Source organism: Pseudomonas sp. RIT-PI-a (genome assembly GCF_001187875.1).
Taxonomy (GTDB): Bacteria; Pseudomonadota; Gammaproteobacteria; order Pseudomonadales; family Pseudomonadaceae; genus Aquipseudomonas; species Aquipseudomonas coleopterorum.
The window spans coordinates 1-16,995 of record NZ_LGIR01000002.1; the positions used below are offsets into that span (position 1 = coordinate 1).

The following is a 16,995-nucleotide window of genomic DNA, read 5'->3' on the forward strand; positions in this document are numbered from 1 at the left end:
TGATGGCGGGAGACTGACTTTGCTGGATCTCCAGCTGAAGCAGGCGCAGGAAATTGTTGAGGGTCGTCATGGCAGGGCTCTTGTGAAGTTGAAGTGGAGAGCGACTGCTGTGACGTTAGTTGTGGAAATGGAAAATAACCGGTCGAAAATATAGGCGTTTATTTATTGATGTGCCGGAGTAGTATAAAAGCATCGAATAGCGTTGAAAGTAAACGTTCATGAGCTCGAATCAAGTACGGTCTTATTCATTGCCCAATGCCAGAACGGGTGACCGGCGGCGCCCACGAAGGTTACTCAGTGGTTGAATGGAGCAAACTTGCGGAAGGCGTATGAAGGCTTGTAGAGAAAGGCGCTTCAGGGCTAGCACCGATGTAGTCCATGGAAAATAATAATCCGCAGATTTAACAGGTGGTAGCGATCAAGCTGCAGCCTATACTTTCGGACAGGTGTCAGATCAGCGCCGGGCTTGCTGATATCAGAATCGTTACATAGATTACAAAGCAAAAAAGCCAGGTTACATCCCTGCGGGAGGTAACCCAGCTGTGAATTGCATCAGGCTAAATATGCAGCCGCCGCTAAAAATGAACGTGCCGCAAGCGTTAATGTCAAGGCGTTGGGCACACCTGCCCAACCATGGTTATCGGGGTGTAACTGGGGGGATTGGTACTGCCCTCTCCGTGGACATTCTTGGCGGTATGACTCACCTCCGCTCTATTGCGACGCACTGGATACAGATCGGGCGCCAGGACGCTGGCAGGAATTCGGAACTCGAGGAAACCATTGTCCAATTCCGTTTGCCCCACATCGTCCGTCGCCGTGTGCAAGGTTCCAGCAAGCTCGTTAGTGCCAGTGGTCCCCTCCAGACCGCGAAAAGTGATCGTGATCAGATCGCCCCTGGCTACATTTGTATAAGTGAGCGGCACGCGATACACCATGCCACTCACCGAATTGCAGCGGTCGATATACCCGGATGGGTTAAGCCCCTGGAATGCACCAATCGGTAAGCTGCTGCCGCCCCCCGGAAGCTCGCTGGGGGAAGTCACCTGCACGATCTGCTCTTTAGAGCGGCTGGTATTTTCGACAGGGGGATAGCCGTTGCTTGACCCGATCCGGCGGGTCACGGTGTAGGACAGTGGAACCAGTCCCGCGCCACCCGTGGCGATTTGCGCTGGGGTCAGTGGAAAAGGCTGCAGCGTTTTGCCGGTGAACTCAGGTTGGCTAACAGGGCGAGGTGGCGTGGTGATGGCAACACCTTTCCAGAATACCGTAATGAGGTCGTTAACTGCGAAATCTTCTGCGGTAGGCCAAGGCACTGTGACATTGGCCGGCACCGTGTATTGACCCGCCGAGATGACGTTGACTACGGCGCCGGAGGCGGTGCTCAGCACGCTGGCCTCCAACAATTCACCGTGCTCAGGGCTGGTAGGGTCGGGATCCGGGCCGCCAGGCAGCGTCACGTCCACGAATACGTTTATCAGTTTCAGTGAAGTGGTCAGGTAGACGCCGTCACGTAATACATCGTAGTCGACAACGGTGGTATAGCGCGTTGGGCTGCCTGTCCCCCCGCCATTGAGGACGGCGCTATAGGGAATCGGCAACCTGAGCAAGGGGTCCGCCGCGATGTTGGTGATGAAATCTCTGGCGACCACCTGAGTACCCCACCGAAGTACGATTTCATCATTCACATGCACTGGGGTAATCGGAGGGATCTCGGCGGTGAGTACACGTGCATCGGCCTCATCGACGATGCCGCCATCGTCAAACAGAGGGACTATCGGCGCTGGCACGGTGATAGGTATATCGTTCAGTACGAAACGTGCAGCAACCTCTTGTGAGAGCGCGGAAATATTGCCGGCCAGGTCAGTGACGCGGTAGCCGAGCAGGTGCACGGTCTGATCCCCCGCCGCTTCCAGATCAGCCAGTGGAAAAACAACGGATGGCGGCTGAGTGCCAATAGCGCCGGGCGGGAGACGCGTGCCAGGGGTCAGCCAGGTCTTGGTCCCGGCGGTCTCGATGTAGACTTCAATCAGATCACCTTGCCACTCCCCATTGTAGCTGGCGACCACGCCAATCAGGTTATCGTTGGCGTCGAGCAAATCCAGCGTAATAACCAGCGGGTCACCCGGCGGCACGCCAGGAAAAGTCAAACGGCCCAGCACAGGAGAACCCGGTGCAGTGGTGTCGACCCATGAGTCCTGATTCTCTCCGAAGCTGTCGGCGCCGGCGTCAGACCAGTCGATGATGTAACGCAAACGATGCGGCGTCTGGTCAAAGTTATCCGCGGCAGTCAATGGCAAGTCCAGAATCAGCGCTTTTTTGTCTGTCTCGTCCTGTGCGGTGATAGGGTAACTGGATGAAGTGACTCGAACGCCATCCCACTCGAGTGTGATGATATCGTCCTCATAGAAATCATCGTTCCAAGGCACGCTGACCTTGACCGTGGCCGGCAGCGCGGTGGTTTTTAGAATATTGTTCGGATAGCCCGCACCTGGCGGGATGATTTTATCGACAAATTCTGCCGCAAGATAAGGCGCAACACGCGGTGTCGGGCTGTAAGACACGCGACGACCGGAGGGAGGCAAGCCTTTTTGAACAGTCATGTGCATTCTCCTGATACTGAACGAGGGGATAACAAACAGCACCGGCGTAAATATATTTCCATTATTCACACAGGGGCACGCGCTTCGAACTCTCCGCGATTCAGCAATGTTTTTAGTGAGTAGGGGCGTTGCTTGAATAACGCTAGCACTCCAATTAGTAATTACAAACGCGCAACAAACGATTTCTGATCGGCGGCTATTCGTCGTACTGATTAATTCATGGATGGTCAACATGAAAGTCTATTGACATCAGTGTCGCCGCCTTGATGGCAGCTTCAGCAAGCTTGTTTTGAAAAGATACTTTCAGGGCGCTTTGAAATGAATGGTTTATTACATGGACTTTTTAAGGGCGATGAACTTTATTGAGTTCCATACGACTTCATTCCTCTTGCCAGTTCTGGGGCCGCGCCATGAATCTGCCGAATTCCGTTCAGCTCACTGCTCTCTACGCCGTCACCGCCGCACTGTTGAGTCAGACGGTGATCGGCGCCCAGGCTGCCACGTTGGTGGGGCCCGCCACTGCCACTGTCAATCCGGGAGATGTGCCGACCTTCTGGAACCTCAGTCAGGCGGCTACCTTGAAGTTGAACCCCGGAGCGCAAAGCCAGGAAATCTTCGCCGAGGCCTCTACGGTCAACTTGAACGGGGCCTCGTCGATAGCGAACACTGGACGGGTGCTGGAATTGGACCAAGGGGCGCTGGCCATGGTAGTGGACAGCTCGCTGCTCAATACGGCCGACAGCGGTGCCACGGTCCGACGTGGCTCACTGCTCTCATTGCTCAACAGCCAGGTCACGGCGGTTCAGCGAGGCTTGAACCTGCTGGCTGGCGGCGAGGTGATTGCGCGCAATACTCAAGTCACGGTGGTGGGCCTTGGCGGTACCGTGCCACTTGTCGATGGCGCTGGTATTGTCATGCTGGGAGGTACAGTGACCTTGGGCGAGGGTTCTCAGGTGGTGGGTTCGAGCAATGGCGCTGTGTTCAGTGGCGATCGCTTTACCCCAGGTGACGATGGCCATGTATCGACCTTGATCGTTGACAATTCCAGCGTGCAATCACAGTTTGGCAGCGGGATTGCGCTGGTCCCCTTGCGTGGTGCCGAGCTGCCGGTGGCGCAGTTGCTACTGCGCAATGGATCGACATTGTCAGGGGGCAACGGCATTGCCATGGACCTGGCCGCTGGCACCACCGCGACGGTGGAAGTCGACGCAAGCACAGTGCAGGGCGGTATCAATGCTGCCAGTGGAGCGGCGGCGAACGTAGTATTGAACAACGGCAGCCGGCTGACGGGCAACAGTGCGATTGCGGTCTTGGCAGCGCTGCAACTGGAGGTGGACAACAGCACGCTCAGCGGCGATATCAACCTGCAAGAGCAATCCGAAGCGGTGCTTGCCTTTCGTAATGGCGCGGAGCTGCAAGGCTCGCTGAATGCCAGTAATCCTACCAATACCACCCTGTCGCTCGATGGCAGCACCATGCAGGGCAATGTCAGCGCTACCGGGGTAACCACCCGATTGGACCTGAGCAATGCCTCTACTCTGACTGGGCAAGTCATCGGAGCCAACCAAGTGACACTCGATGGCGGCTCTGTATGGAACATGACGGGGAGCTCCCGGGTCGGCGGACTGTCCATCAACGCCAGTCGAGTGAATCTTGCAGGTACTGGTGGCGCCTTCCGTACCTTGACCATGGATAGCCTGACTGGCGCAGGTACTTTCGGGCTCAACACCGATATCGCCAGTGGCCAAGGTGATTTGTTGGTCGTGACCGGCCAGGCTGAGGGCAGTCATAGTTTGCAAATCGCCAACAGTGGGGCCGAGCCACAGGCAAGCAATACCGGGCTGGTTGTCGTTGAAACGGGTGGTGGGGCGGCGACCTTTGCGGTGGCAGGTGGGCAGGTGGATGCGGGCACTTTTGTATACGAACTGGCCCATCAGGGAAATGACTGGGCGCTGGTGCGAAGTACCGTTGGGGAGCCAGGTAAGCCCGAGGAGCCAGGCGGGCCCGGCGAGCCAGAGGTACCCGGTGAACCTGGAGAGCCTGGTGGGCCAGGGGAACCGGAGGTGCCAGGTGAGCCCGAGCAGCCTGGCGGGCCAGGGGAACCGGAGGTGCCGGGCGGGCCCGGCGAACCTGAAGTGCCAGGTGAACCGGAGGCGCCAGGTGAGCCTGGTGGTCCGATTGTTAGCCCCAGCGCCAGGGCAGTGCTGGGGCTATTCAATGCGGCACCTACGGTGTGGTACGGAGAAACCACCACCTTGCTCAGTCGCATGGGGGATCTGCGCACAGGACGCAGCATTAGCGGGCCGTGGCTGCGAGCCTTCGGCGGCAGGTCTGATCTATCCGCCGCAGGTGGGGTTGCCTACCGGCAACGGCAACGGGGGATGAGTTTTGGTGTGGACACTCCGTTACCGGCGGCCAATGGCCAATGGATGCTGGGGGTAATGGGAGGCTACAGTCGCTCCGACCTGGACATGGCCGCTGGCACCAACGGCCATGTAGATAGCTACTCTCTGGGCGTCTATACCACTTGGCTCAGTGAATCGGGTTATTACGTGGATGCATTGATCAAGGCCAACCGCTTCCAGAACGGATCAGACGTTCGGATGAGCGATGGCCAGCGCACAGGCGGCGACTACGATACCTACGGGGTGGGCGGCTCGGTCGAAGTCGGCAAGCATATCAAGCTGGCCGATGGCTGGTTTGTAGAGCCCTATGCACAATTATCTGCCCTGCGGGTCCAGGGCGAAAAGTACGACCTCGACAACGGGATGCAAGCGCGCGGCAATCATGCCGACTCGTTGCTGGGGAAAGTGGGCAGTCATGTCGGACGGCAGTTCGCATTGCCCGGTGGCGGGAGCGTACAGCCCTATATAAAAATTGCAGCCGCCCATGAGTTCGCCAAGTCGAACCGGGTAAAAATCAACGACACCTATTCATTCAACAATGATTTGTCGGGCAGCCGCGGTGAATTAGGCGCCGGAATTTCCGCCCAGCTCACAGAGGCATTCCAACTGCATGCCGATTTCGATTACAGCAAAGGTAAAAGTATCGAGCAGCCTTGGGGGGGAAGTCTGGGCGTACGATACGCGTGGTGAGATACATTCAAATACGGAGGATACTAGGACGATTCTTACAAGTAAGCGGGACTCGTCCTACGTAAAATATTCAGCAGAGAACCTAGGATAGTCGATCCCAAATGCCAAGGCATTGAGCCCAGCATGATCACAATGTCCGAGATACCTTGCATGAACCCGTGTTTTTCCCGAAAAGCAGTCCCGCCCGCTCTTTTAACTGTTCTGTTGTTACCCTGCCATACGCTTGCCACACCGCAATACCTCAGCGGTCCCGATGCATCCGCCGACGTCGGCCCCGCCAGTGGCAATCACTCATGGCTGATCGAGAACGGCGCCACACTCAACGTGCTCCCGGGAGGCCAGGTGCAGGAGGTTCGTAGCTTCGATGCGAACCTCTTCATGGAAGGCGCGTCGATGGGTCAGGATCAGGAAATCTATCTGAGCAACTCTACGGCAACCATCCGCAACAGCACTTTGGACGGCGGTACTCGCACTGCCTTGAACGTCACCGACGGCAGCGTCGCGCAGGTTTATAACAGCCGTATCTCCAGCATTGGTCGTGGGGTCAATGTACCGATGAAAGGCTCCGTTTCGCTGGCTAACACCCAGGTATACGGCGCCGACAACGGCGGTAACGGCAACATGGATGGCGGCGTGGGTATCGCCTTGGTCAATGGCACGGCGGAGGTCGTCCAGAAGAGCCAGGTCGTCGGTGACAGGTATGGCGTGGCCATCAGTTCCAATCGCCATGAGGACCCCGCGTCCTGGCGTAACAGCCTGGTGGTGGACAACGCCCACATCGAGGGTAAAGGCGCTAGCGCCATCAAGGTGGAATCCTTCTTCGACAACCGCCCTAGCCAGGCCAACATTACCGTCAGCAACGGCGGGACCCTCACGGGTGGCAACGGGGTCATCCTCGAAGTGGCCAAGAATGCCAACGTGGATTTCGCCGTGAGCAATAGCCATTTGACTGGCGACATCGTGGTCGCCGACACCGCGCGCACGGCCGTGAACCTGACCAACGAAGCAAGTTTGAACGGCACCATGGCGGGTGTGCAGACACTGGCCATTGAAAACGCCTCGTGGACGCTCACCGCAAACGCCAATGTGCAAGACCTGACCCTGGGCAACGGTCGGGTGGACCTGGGCGGCGCCAATGGCAACTTTCATCAGCTCGACCTCGACACCTTGAATGGCAGCGGCACCTTCGGCCTGGGCACGGACATGGCCGCCGGTATCGGTGACAAGGTCGTGGTCAGCGGCAACGCCAGTGGCAATCACCAACTGGCGATTCAGAATACGGGTACCGATGTCGGCAAGGGCCAAAGCCCACTTGAAGTGGTCAAGACAGGCAGTGGTGACGCGCAATTCGCCGTCTTGGGTGGTCAGGTGGACCTGGGCACCTTCGTCTACGATTTGCAACGACAGGGCAATGACTGGCTTCTGGTGCAACGTCCCGGCGAGGTCGTTACGCCTGGTACTCGATCGGTGCTCGGTTTGTTCAGCGCAGCACCCACCGTGTGGTACGGCGAATCCTCGACGCTGCGCTCACGCATGGGTGAACTGCGCATGGGCACCGGCGAAAGCGGGGTGTGGAGCCGTACTTACGGCAACCGCTATAATCTCTCCGCCGGCGGCGGAGTGGGCTACCAGCAGCGCCAGCAAGGTTTGAGCGTGGGCGCCGATGGTGCACTGCCAGTCGGCGACGGCAAGATGCTGGTAGGCGTGATGGGCGGCTACAGCCGTTCCGACCTGGATCTTGCGGGCGGTACCACGGGTAGTGTCGACAGTTACTATGTTGGCCTGTACGGCACCTGGCTTGCCGATGATGGTTACTACGTCGATGCCTTGATGAAGCTCAACCGCTTTCAGAACAAGTCTGATGTACGCATGAGCGACGGCCAGCGTTCCCGTGGCGATTACAACAACCAGGGTCTGGGCGTTTCTGTAGAGGCAGGCAAGCGCGTCGATCTGGACAATGGCGTGTTCGTCACCCCTTTCGCACAGTTTTCGATGCTGCAGGTACAAGGTGAGCAGTACGAACTGGACAACGGCATGCAGGCGCGCAGCAACAAGGCCGATTCGCTGCTGGGCAAGATCGGCACGCACATCGGTCAGACGCGAAAGTTGGCCAACCTTGGCTATTTCGATTACTACGGCAAAGTCGCCATCGCACAGGAATTCGCCAACAACAACGAAGTCAAGGTCAATGGCAATCGTTTCACCAGCGATTTGTCGGGGGGGCGTGCAGAATTGGGCGTGGGGACTGCGGTTCAGGTGTCGGAACGACTGAAATTGCATGCGGACTTCGACTATGTCAAAGGCCAGAATCTGGAACAGCCCTGGGGTATCAGCCTTGGCGCCCGTTATAATTTCTAAGGATGACCTGAACAGAGTGTAGAGTCGACCGGGCAGGGGGGAGTGGTCATTGCTACTTACCCCCAAGCCGGAGGCCAGGCAAGAATACAATTGACGCCCGACGTGTATAAGAATTGATATAAGGCTTGCACTCGAAAAATATTGTTCATTATTTAGCTGTCGTCAATACTACATCTTTGGTTGCTCTAATAAACGCCTGAGTTTTCGACCGGTCGATTCCCCATTCATCTTTTACCGTCATAACAGTCGCTCTCGACCTGAACCTCACAAGAGCCCTGCCATGACCACGCTCACGATACCCTGCACCTGCACCTGCACCTGCTGCACCTGCAGATCAGCCTAAGTCAGCCCGCCACGCCCACGCTGTCTGCTCCCCAGATTCCGGCCCTCGTCGTGCACGGCGGCCTCAACAAGAACGACCTGGACGACCCCAACGTGCTGGTAGCGGTGCAAGTAGTGCTGCAACCCAGCATGCTGGAACACATGAGCTGATCCTATATCTGGATACCACCGCCTTGGCCGCCGAGGCCCTGCGCCAGGAGCACCTGGACAGTGGGGTGCTCCAGCCGAGCATCACAATCAGCAGCACCAATACCGCGCTTTGAGAAGCCGGTCGCCGAGAGAGTTTAGTCGCTCGGCGGCGGCATCGGTTTGACGGGGAGTTGGTGTCCAGTGTGGTAGGGGCAAGCCCGCTCAAAACTTAGTTTCCGTAAAAGAAAAAACACACCAAGTCATCTTGAATAATAATATTCATTTGCTGGCGAATAGAGAGTTTGCGCTCTTATAGCTTTAACTAAAAGACTAAATTTTCGACCGGTTTTTTCTCCGTTCTATCCTATGCTCATGACTAACACTATTCATTGCTCGCGCCTGCAAAGAGGCAACTATCATGACGGCTTTAAAGAACTATGTGTGTTCATTGCAACTACAAATTGCCCGACAGCAGGCGGCACGAGCCTTGGAACTTCCAGATCAGCCTACAAGGCATCCGGGCGCCCCTACGCTGCCCGCCCCGCATGTGCCGGCCATATTAGTCCACGGCGGCCTTAATAAAAGTGATTTACATGACCCTCTGAACTGCGTCGTGGTACAGGTGGTGCTGCAACTCTCCATGCTGAAAGATGATAATCTCTACCTCTACATAAATGATCGAATCATCGCCGGGCACACCTTGCGGAATGATGATATAACGAATGGGCTGGTCACTTTTTATGTGCTGCCTGCTGAGTTCCCCTTCGAGGGGGAGGTCATTCTGCACTATCACCACTTAGTGCCGCCCTCTAGTGCCTTCAGCACATCTCGTGATGTAGGACCTTTTCCCGTCAAGCAGACCGTCCCCGGTAACCCGGATACCGATCCTTCGACCCCCTATATCAATGAGCGGTTGAGATTACCAAGCGGCATACCTAGCAACCCCGCGCCAAACAACGATCTTTTAGTCACTATCCCGCGCTACGACAATCTCTGCAAAGGCGACATCGTGACGTTGTACTGGGCAGGTGTCCCGATCAAGATCACCGTCAGCGCTGACCAAGCCAGTAATCCGGACATTCCAATCACCATTGTGGTACCCGCCTCAATCATTGCCGATAACCCAGGAAGCAAGCTTACGGTTCGTTACGACGTACGTGACATCGTTAACAATTGGTCACTGTATAGCCTCGCCGTCCAGGTGACAGTGACGCGGCCTGGCGTTTTTCCACCACCGTTGGTAGACCAGGCACCGAATTACATTTTGGATGTCGATGTGCTCAACGGGGACGATGTCCGGATCATGGTGCTGGTACATCCTCACTTCCCAATCGCCAACACGCCATTGACCGTAATCTGGCGCGGCAGCCCGGTGATAGGCCCGGCTATGGAGGTTCGGCTTGATACCCATACAACTACCCCCTATTCACCCGTTACTGTGTTGCTACCCCATCGTCAAGCTGCTGCACTGGCGGGTAGTACGGCCCAGGTACTGTATGAGGCCTATGTTGATGACAGCGGTAACCCAGGCATGGAGCTACGTCAGTCAGACCTGCTGACACTGACGGTGATTGGCACCCCTCCAAGACTGGCTAAGCCACATGTGGTTGGGGTATTCGGGACGGTACTGGACCCGGACAAAATCACTGGGGATTATCAGGAAGTGATCGTGCCCGCGTATGACTTCATGGATATAGGTGATGAGATTACAGTGCACTGGGAAGGGGTCACTACCAGTGGCACCACGGTCTATGACGCACAGCAAATCTTCATAAGTCAGCCGTCACAGATAGGCAAGCCACACAGTGTCTCTTTCGAGAAACGCTTGGCCACGCTGCTGAGGGGCGGAAACCTGGAGGTCTCGTATAGCGTCAAGGTAAATGGACAATCCTACCTTTCAGAGCCAGCGCTGCTGCAGGTTGGTCAAGCTGCGGTATCCACACTGACCGTCATGGGTTCCCGCTCACAAACCAGCCCTTTCTATCACGCCAATACGTGCCGCCTGCAGGCGGCAAGTCCAGATTCCCAAGCCACCTTCGAATGGCATTATCAAGGGTTCAGCGAGCGCTCTACAGATGCATTCTTTTTGGACACGCACCCAGAGCAGCCGCTGCTGGTGCGGTCGACCAAGACGGGCGGTACCATCGAAACCCTTACGCTACGCCCGGTCAATGCGACCGGAAATGCCAGTTTTTCCGCCTATCGAAGCGGATGCATCGTCAAGGATGATGGCACGATTTTCGGTTGGGGTGCGGGCGCCATTGCCCCACCTGCCAACTTGGCAGGTATACGCTGTGTGGTGGCAAACAGCCAGGCTTATGCGGGCCTGCATACTGACGGAAGCGTTACGTGCTGGGGCAACGCAGACAATGGTGGCAGCGCACCGGCGGGTCTTCGGGACGGGGCTCAAGTTGCAGCAGCCAGCTCCGCATTTGCCGCGCTGCATCAGAATGGATCAGTAACGACATGGGGAAATGCCTTGCATGGAGGCACCGTTCCTCCCGTGATTGCGACGCAGCTATTTGACATTGTGCAAATCGTTGGAGCTGATAGCGCCTTTGCCGCGCTGCGCAATGACGGCGAAGTCTTTTGCTGGGGAGGGGATCAATGGCGCTACGGTATGCATGTGATCGCTGCGCGCGGCAGCGAGCGATTGAGTGCTAGCAACAACGCCTTCGCCGCTGTGACCTCGCGGCGCAGCGTGGTGGCTTGGGGCCTTGAGTCTGACGGTGGGCGTATACCAGCCGAACTGGTGAGCCAACTCACTGGAGTGATCAGCCTGGCATCCACCAGTGCGGCTTTTGCCGCGCTGACGGCCACAGGTCGGGTACTGGTGTGGGGCGACACTCGCTTCGGCGGTCAGTTACCTGCGCCTGTAACCAATATTTTGTACGTGACAGGAAGCACTACAGCGTTCGCCGCCATCACTCTGAACAACTCCGTAGTGGCTTGGGGCGAGCCCAACGAAGGTGGCACACCCCCACCAAACCTGCAGGCCGTTTCCCTGACGGCGGGCTACGGCTCCTTCGCCGCCTGCCGACCGGATGGCTCGGTGGTGTCATGGGGCGTAACAACGGGCCAATACTCCGCTAACGACGCTCGGGCTGTCTACGCCGTTGGCGCAAACTTCCTGGTGCTAACAGCAGACCAGAAAGTCGTAAGTTGGGGAAGTGACAACCTCGACTTGCAGTCACTGGCAGGCCAGGTCACACAAACGATTTAATCCTCCTTTTCAAGGAGCCTGTACCGCTATCTAACTGATAACTTTGGAGTGCCAGAGATGAACAATAGTTTGGATGTCAATGCCGCACCAGTCGCCGAAGACGTCATTATTGTGGGCGAACCTATAATCGGTGGCACCTTGATCGGCAGCTACAAGTACCGAAACGCTTCCGAAAATCCGGAGGGCAATTCGCATTATCAATGGCTGGTTGACGGTGCGGTAGCGGCGATTACCTTGGAGTTGCTTGTGACCAGTGATTATCAGGGCAAGTCCATCGTCTTCACCGTGACCCCCGAAGCCGCCTCCGGTGAAATTGGCGCGACGGTGGCGTCCGCAGCCAAGTTGGTGGTTGCCGGTTTCCAGAACATCACCGATGAAGAGAACGAAAATAGCTTCATGAAGCAACACGGTAACTTCTCGTTCTACAGACCCGAACCGTCGGACAGAATATTCGTCTCCACCGGTGGTGCTTTTTCCTTGATCGATGGCCCGACACAAAGCGTTCATGTTCGCGGCCAAAATGACTACGGCGCAGTGGTTCCCGAATCCATCAAGAATTACCTCATCAATAATCCGGCGACGGTCCTTTTTTCTACCGAGCGCGATTTTGCAGCCCTGGTGCCACTGGGTAGACAGAATCAGCTTCTTGCGTGGGGTATCGATATCCCGGCCAACGCCGATCTCACTAAGTTGCGTAACATCCGCTCGGTGTCTGCCAACGGGAATGCCTTTGCCTTCATCTACAATGCGCTCACATCGGAGAACCGATGGCTTGGCGCCATTGGTCATGTGTCCAATGGTGGGGTAGTGCCAGATAGCATCCATCTGCGTTTGGTAACGGACCCGCCCGTGGCAATCTACTCAGCGTTCCAAGCCTTCGCAGTACTCACCACGGCCGGAAAAGTCTACGCCTGGGGCAATGCTGCAGATGGCGGCACAATCAGCGCGAGCGCTCAAGCGCTTCTGGACCGTATGGTGGTGAAAAGGATCATCGCGAACATGAGCGCGTTCTGTGCCATTGGCGCCGACGGTGAGATCGTCACATGGGGCAATGTCGGCAATGGCGGCGTCATTCCGGCTGACCGCCTGGAGACCATCCTCGATCAGGGCGGTGTGAAATCTGTCATTGCTGCCAGGGCTGCGTTCTGCGCGATCACCAAGGGGAGGGCGAAAGCCGTGAGTTGGGGCGACGCCGAGCTGGGTGGCAATATGAATACCAGCGCAGCGGGGCTGGCGGCTCGTGGAAACATCGTATTGTGCAAAGCCGCCACCTGGGCGTTCACGATGATCAACGCTTCCGGACAAGCCGAAGCCTGGGGGGTTGCCAACTCCGGCGGAACCATACCCACCAACAAGGCCTTGGACTCTCAGGTTGTGGATGTGGCTGCAACGTTTTGTTCCTCTGTCAAGGACAGCATCGAGTCGTACTTTCAGTCGGCGATCATCAACAGCATTGCAGGCGCTGTTGACAGTAACCAGTTGCAGGAAAAAGCCGATGCTTTCTCGGATGAGCTCAAAACAGTGTCTTCGCGCATCGTAATCGGTGATGGTGTGGTGACCGCCTACGGCAATGACTCCAGCTTCTTCATGATGGCCCAGGACGAGGACGGATACACCAACGACTTATGGGTCTGGGGGCAGGCCAACGGCGGTGGGGCGATGGGCAACGACATTCGTCAATCGCTGATGGCAAGCCGGATTCGATCGGTGTACTGCACCAACGGCGCTTATGGGGTCATCGTTGCGCAGGGCAGTGTAGAAGGCGCCGTTCTCGTTTGGGGCGCTACCTTGGCACAACTCGATGCAGGGGAGATCCCGAAGGTGCCACCTGAAATCGCGCAGTTCCTTCGCAGCGGTATCATTGAGATGTATTCCATCAAAAGGTCGCCTCCGGTGCGGCCTACTCCGGTCCGAGTGGATCCGTCATTTGCGGCTCGTCATATCAGCGGGGCCTACGTGTTGTGGGGTGGGAACGTCGACAACCAGGTCTTTACCCCGCCACCGGTCACGCCTTTCCGGCCTGTAACGTCTGCTGAATAGCGCCACCAGGACCATCGGCATCGCTAGGTCCACGACCCACCTTGAAAACCCTCCCTTGCGGGGGGGGGGTTATATTAAGGCAGTAATTTTACGGGTGGCACTGCACCGCCCCAAAAGACCATTGCCTCCCCTTTACATCGGGATGCGAAGCCTGAAACGGTAACAGGCGTCGCCGACCCAGGAATGCTGTTTATAGGGTAGATTTCGACGACATCTTTCTCCAGATCCGGCAATACGGCGGCCGGAATACTACCGCCATCGTTCGAAGCAGACCCCCATGTGACTACACAGCCTGATGACTCACCCTGAGTCAGCAACGCGGCGAACGCGCCATTGGACGAACACACTTGCTCAATCACACCTGCCATGAGAATTTGCTTGGTAGGGTTTGGTAGCGTCACGTAGGTCGGGTGCCCCCAGCACAAAATGTTGCGGGTACGACCGTCCGGATACTGACTCAGGATGCAAAAGCCGCCGTCGTTTGCGTAGATACGGATAGTGCCTGTTGTGGACGTAAAAACCGAAAAGCTTTGTTCGACGCTTGCGACACCTTGGCGGGGGGCATTACCGCTGTCAAAGAGACGGCTGATTTCTGACTGCACATCATCGGTGACTTCGGCAGCCGTCTCCTCCTCGCTTTGGGCACCATAAATACCAGAGTTTGCGGAAACCGGTACGGTTGTACCTCCGTAGCTGGCATTCCCCCAAGCCTCGGCCTGTCCGCTTCGGTCAATAATGCAGAAGGCAAAGCTGGCTGCCTTGCAAAGTACGATACTGCCTCTGGCAGCGAGACTCGACGCTGCGGCCGTCATCGTCCCGCCATGCGCAGCAACACCCCAGCTTATGGCTTTCTGTCGGCCTTTGGTGATCGCACAAAAAGCCTGGTGGCTAGCCACAATGGTCTGGACTCCTCCATCATCAAGAATAGCCTCCAAACTCACAGCGGGGATGGAGCCGCCAAATGAAGGTTCTCCCCACGTAACCAATTCTCCTGATTTCCCCACGGCACAAAAAGCTCTCGTATTGGCGAAAATTTTGCTGACCTCGATAGTGGCCAGTAATGCTTGAGCATTGGCGTCTATAACGCCTCCATAGCCGGCCGGTCCCCAAGCAAAAACGTGACCTTGCTCCGTGAGCACTGCAAATGCCGCTTCCGTCGCATAGATAGCCTTTGGCGATTTACTCGACAAGCTTAAATGCAGCGCATCGGGAATCGTTCCGCCGTTGCTCGGATGACCGGCTGCACCGATTTTAAATCCAGATTCCAGCGGCATATCATAGATGAATGCAAATGCATACCGATTGGCATAAACTGCACGAATATCAGTCAATGGATAAGCAATTGAGGCGGGCACATTACTTCCCCATAGCAATAACCGCGTATGGTCGTTAACAGTGGCCAGCACAGCAAAATCAGTTCCCGTTGTGAACACCTTGGTGGTCCCATTACACCTTAAATAGTTAGCAAAATACGCAGGAGGCGTTCCCCCGTGCGAGGCCTTCCCTCCCACCAACAATCTATTTTTCTGTGCAAGCCAGCAATAGGCGCCTTCCGTCACCGACAAGATTCGATCGACTGGCGAGGGTGAATGGACGGAATAATGACCGAACTGCCTAGCGTAGCTATTCACGTTCTCTTCTTCTGAAACATTCTGGAAAGCATTCTCGACCATGTACGATTCCGTGGTCACTTTCACACCTGTTAACGCGTCAGTCATTGTGCATCTAACCATTTGTCCGACAGCAGTATCGCGGAGCCTGAAATACTCACCGCTGGCCACCCACTGGTCATCAAGGTACCAGTTGAATTCACACTCATCAGGCATTGCATCGCAGGTCGCGATCTTAAGAACTCCCGGACATCTTGCCTCGCCGAGGATGTTGATTTTCATTGCAGACGCGGTAGGGGTGGATGTCTCACTTTCAGAGGGTACCAAACCGCCAGAAGATAGGACGTCGGCATGCTCTTTAACAGCTGGGTGCTCATGACTTTCCTGAGCAATGGGTTTGTCGATATAAATATTAAAAGTCACAGTGGAAATTGGCGTGCTCATATCGAACTCCAGTGATTTTTATTACGCAACTTTTTGGCAGTACCCAGCGGAAGCCAGGTGCCATGGTGAAGCATAGGCTAATTTTTCGGTAGAGCAGGGGATCAGTGAAGTTTCTAGCGGACACTTTTTGACGTCGATCGAAGGTCTGCTGATTTGTTTTTTTCATTGGGAAAGCGCGTGAATAGTATTTTACGGCAATGTGCACTGTCTTAACTAACGCCCGCTTGATTTTAAATCTTAAGACGGTGATCCAGCAAAAGCGCCAACGGCGCCAAACTTGAAACCTACGATGACGAACAGAATTTTTCGCTGATCCCATCATGGGGTTTACAATTTTATTCCAGCTGTAGAATTTATTTATCCATCTGAAGCTTTTATTACAGAAGTTAGGCTCTGGGCTCTGTACGAAGTCCCAAAAACCTAGTCGGCGCCCTTGAGAGTTGAAGTTTTGTAGAGCTTCCAGCCATTTACGGAAAGGAATCCTGTGATGGTAAAGCGTTACGAGCTCTTGGATGTCACCTGGGCTGCGGTTGCTGAATTTTGCATCGAACCCACGGCCGGGGGCGGTCCAGCCTGAGCGATCACCTGATGCTGATGACGTGCTCTGGGTGCTCTTTCCAGCTGCTGCGTGGTGAGATATGCCGGAACGCTTCGGCCAGTGGTACCAAAGGTTTCTTAACTAAAGCCTAGTAATTGCGGCCGGGACACTCATCCGGTATGTAGATGAACGGGACCGGTCAGTTTGTGGGTAGAAGGCTCGCCGCCCACCTTGCTCGGGCAGGGCGGCGTTGGGTGGCGGCTTATCAACCTCATTCTCGCCTATCGCCTGCTGCAAATTTAACCTGCATTTAAAACAGCCTTCTCCCTCACCCTGTATTTTAACCAGAGCCAACACTGCAGAATTCGAGAATATTTCTTCACAAATATTGCACTCATGAATATTAACTTTCAGCGACACGCTGTACTTTGATCATACGCGCTTGATGCAGTAAATAAACGCCTATATTTTCGACCGGTTATTTTCCTATTCCACAACTAACGTCACAGCAGTCGCTCTCCACTTCAACTTCACAAGAGCCCTGCCATGACGACCCTCAACAATTTCCTGCGCCTGCTTCAGCTGGAGATCCAGCAAAGTCAGTCTCCCGCCATCA

6 protein-coding genes are annotated in these 16,995 nt (G+C 55.8%); 4 read left to right on the plus strand and 2 right to left on the minus strand.

What is annotated here, in order from left to right; translation table 11 throughout:
- Positions 1–605: 605 nt before the first annotated feature.
- Complete coding sequence (locus AC788_RS00600) at positions 606–2,600, minus strand: hypothetical protein (protein WP_049858708.1); 1,995 nt, start codon at positions 2,598–2,600, stop codon at positions 606–608.
- Between the two features lie 410 nt (positions 2,601–3,010).
- Between AC788_RS00600 and AC788_RS00605 the strand changes: the two genes are divergently transcribed.
- The 4 genes from AC788_RS00605 (at position 3,011) to AC788_RS00625 (ending at position 13,787) form a co-directional block, all read left to right on the plus strand.
- Complete coding sequence (locus AC788_RS00605; RefSeq protein ID WP_049858709.1) at positions 3,011–5,695, plus strand: autotransporter outer membrane beta-barrel domain-containing protein; 2,685 nt, start codon at positions 3,011–3,013, stop codon at positions 5,693–5,695.
- Positions 5,696–6,037: 342 nt separating this feature from the next.
- On the plus strand, positions 6,038–8,053 hold the full coding sequence (locus AC788_RS00610; RefSeq protein ID WP_161804277.1) for an autotransporter outer membrane beta-barrel domain-containing protein: 2,016 nt from the start codon (positions 6,038–6,040) through the stop codon (positions 8,051–8,053).
- An 889-nt stretch (positions 8,054–8,942) separates the two neighbouring features.
- The gene (locus AC788_RS00620) at positions 8,943–11,747 is read left to right on the plus strand and encodes an RCC1 domain-containing protein (RefSeq protein WP_152965676.1); all 2,805 of its coding nucleotides are present in this window, start codon (positions 8,943–8,945) and stop codon (positions 11,745–11,747) included.
- 57 nt (positions 11,748–11,804) lie between these two features.
- Positions 11,805–13,787 carry a hypothetical protein gene (locus AC788_RS00625; protein ID WP_049858713.1) on the plus strand — a complete coding sequence of 661 codons (1,983 nt, stop codon included), beginning with the start codon at positions 11,805–11,807 and terminating at the stop codon, positions 13,785–13,787.
- 74 nt (positions 13,788–13,861) lie between these two features.
- Here AC788_RS00625 and AC788_RS00630 read toward each other — a convergent pair whose 3' ends face one another.
- Positions 13,862–15,841 carry a hypothetical protein gene (locus AC788_RS00630; protein ID WP_049858714.1) on the minus strand — a complete coding sequence of 660 codons (1,980 nt, stop codon included), beginning with the start codon at positions 15,839–15,841 and terminating at the stop codon, positions 13,862–13,864.
- Positions 15,842–16,995: the final 1,154 nt, after the last annotated feature.

Coding starts and splice junctions, on each gene's coding strand:
- AC788_RS00600 (WP_049858708.1), bottom strand. CDS start 2,600: ATGACTGTTCAAAAAGGCTTGCCTCCCTCCGGTCGTCGCGTGTCTTAC.
- AC788_RS00605 (WP_049858709.1), top strand. CDS start 3,011: ATGAATCTGCCGAATTCCGTTCAGCTCACTGCTCTCTACGCCGTCACC.
- AC788_RS00620 (WP_152965676.1), top strand. CDS start 8,943: ATGACGGCTTTAAAGAACTATGTGTGTTCATTGCAACTACAAATTGCC.
- AC788_RS00625 (WP_049858713.1), top strand. CDS start 11,805: ATGAACAATAGTTTGGATGTCAATGCCGCACCAGTCGCCGAAGACGTC.
- AC788_RS00630 (WP_049858714.1), bottom strand. CDS start 15,841: ATGAGCACGCCAATTTCCACTGTGACTTTTAATATTTATATCGACAAA.